This window comes from Micromonospora arborensis (genome assembly GCF_003205615.1).
Classification (GTDB): Bacteria; Actinomycetota; Actinomycetes; order Mycobacteriales; family Micromonosporaceae; genus Micromonospora; species Micromonospora arborensis.
Genome location: NZ_PYBV01000054.1, coordinates 2,044 through 4,423 on the forward strand (window position 1 = coordinate 2,044; position 2,380 = coordinate 4,423).

Annotated in this window: 2 protein-coding genes; both read left to right on the forward strand. The window is 68.4% G+C overall.

Annotated elements, in window-relative coordinates:
• The coding region (locus C7C45_RS35305) for a glycerophosphodiester phosphodiesterase family protein (protein ID WP_280101413.1) at positions 1-1,647 on the forward strand (1,647 nt) is incomplete at its 5' end.
• Positions 1,648-1,825: 178 nt separating this feature from the next.
• The gene (locus tag C7C45_RS30405) at positions 1,826-2,203 is read left to right on the forward strand and encodes a hypothetical protein (protein WP_110567901.1); all 378 of its coding nucleotides are present in this window, start codon (positions 1,826-1,828) and stop codon (positions 2,201-2,203) included.
• Positions 2,204-2,380: the final 177 nt, after the last annotated feature.

A 2,380-nucleotide genomic window follows, 5' to 3' on the forward strand; every position in this document is an offset into this window, starting at 1 on the left:
CCCGGCCAGCTCGCCGTCCCGGGTGCCCGGATGCCGATGCTGCGCGAGGTTTTCTCGCTGGTCAACCGCTACCGGGCGAAGGACGTGAGGCTCAACGTCGAGACCAAGGTGGAGGCGGGCGCACCGACCGAGACCGCGCCCCGTGAGCAGTTCGTCCGGGTCACCGCGGCCGAGATCCGTGCCGCCGGGCTGCTCAAGCAGGTCACCATCCAGAGCTTCGACTGGGGCGCGCTGATGCGTATGCGCCAGGTCGAGCCGAAGCTGCCGCTGGTCGCACTGACCAACTACGACTTCCTGCAGACCGGTCAGCCGGGCGCCTCTCCGTGGCTCGGCGGGCTGGACATCGACGACTTCGGCGGCGACCCGATCAAGGCGATCCGCAGCTTCGGCGCCAGCGCCTTCTCGCCGGTGCACGGCTCGCCGCAGAACGGCACCGTCACCGACCCCGGCTACCAGCCGTACGTCACCAAGGAGATGGTCGCCGAGGCGCACCGCTACGGGATCAAGGTGATCCCGTGGACTGTCGACGACGTACCGACCATGACCAAGCTGATCGACGACGGCGTGGACGGCATGATCACCGACTACCCAGATCGGCTGCGTGGCCTGCTCGCGCAGCGCGGGTACCGGCTGCCGAAGGCGTACGCGGCGCCGTTCGACATCCAGGCGCACCGCGGCGGCCGGGCCACCCGCCCGGAGAACACCCTGCCGGCGTTCGCCAACGCGCTGTCCAACCGGGCCATCTCCACGCTGGAACTGGACACCGGTGTGACCGCCGACGGCAAGCTCGTGGTGCTGCACGACCGCACGGTCAACGGGTCGCACTGCGTCGACACCGCCCCGGTGCGCAAGGGTGACCCCAAGTTCCCGTACGTGGGCAAGCCGGTGCACGAGCTGACCCTGGCGCAGCTCAAGACCGTCGACTGCGGCACGAAGACGCTGCCCGAGCTACCCGCGCAGGTGCCCGCGCCGGGTGCCCGGATCCCGACCCTGGACGAGGTCTTCGCCCTGGTGAAGGCAAGTGGCCGCAGCGACATCGGGATGAACATCGAGACGAAGATCAGCCCGGTGGTCGACGACACCGAGCCGTACCGCAGCTTCACCCGCAAGCTCGTCGACGCGATCCAGCGTGCCGGCTTCACCGACCGGGCCACCATCCAGTCGTTCGACTGGCGCACCATCACGTACGCCAAGCAGCTCGACCGGCGGATCGGCACGGTCGGCCTGGTCTGGCAGTACGGCCCGGCCGAGTGCGCGACCCTCGCCGACGAGTGCTCGCTGGAGGCGGTGTACGGCAACCCGTCGGTGAAGAGCCCGTGGACCGGTGGACTGGACTGGTGGAAGTACCAGGACCTGGGCAAGCTGACCCGGGCCGCCGGTGCTGGCACGGTGTCGGCCAACTGGCAGGTGCACGACCCGTCGCAGGGCACCGTCGCCTCGGCCGACTGGTACCTGCGGGAGAACCCGGCGTACTTCCACGGACCGGACGTCCGGACCCTGCAGACGCGCGACGACCTGAAGGTGATTCCGTACACCGTCGATGACGCGAAGGTGATGCAGCGGGTCATCGACCTCGGCGTCGACGGCATGATCACCGACGACCCGGACCTGTTGGTGAGCGTCGCGATCCGCAACGGTCTGCGCTGACACGCTGAAGCACCCGATCGCCGGCCGGTTTTCCGGCCGGCGATCGGTGTTACCTGCTCCGGGGCCTCGGGTAGTCGGGGGTTGTCCCCGCCGTGAAAGCGAAACCGTGCCGTGGCCGAAACGCGGTAGCGGGGCGAGGGAATGCAGGTACGACTCATCGCATCCTGAGGAGGACCAGATGAGCACGCAGGCTGCTTCCACCCGGCCGATGAACCGGCCCATGAACGACCCGCAGAATCCCGCTCAGATGCGGGACATGCCGACCCAGCAGATGCCGGTCATGCACGATGGGCGTCGCCACGACATGCAGGCACCCGGTACGGAGACCAAGCAGGCGTTCAAGACCACCGAGTTCTGGATCTACCTGATCGCGGTGGCCGCCGTACTGGGCGCGTCGCAGGTCGTCGGTAAGAACTCCGCTGGGGTGGACATCTTCCGGGCCGACAACGCCTGGTTCCTGATCACCCTGCTGACGCTTGGCTACCTCGGTAGCCGTGGCCTCTCGAAGGCCGGCAGCAACTGGCGCAGCGGCGAGGAGCGCAAGGCCCGACACTGACCACAGTCAGGCCGCTGCACAGCGGACGGTGGCCTCCGGGAGAATCCTCCCGGAGGCCACCGTCGTCTGTGCACTGTTACTCGTCGCCGCCGAAATCGCCGAAATCGCCGCCGAAGTCACCCTCGAACGCGTCCTCGATCATTTCGCCGGCGATCATGCCGCCGGCGACGCCGAGCG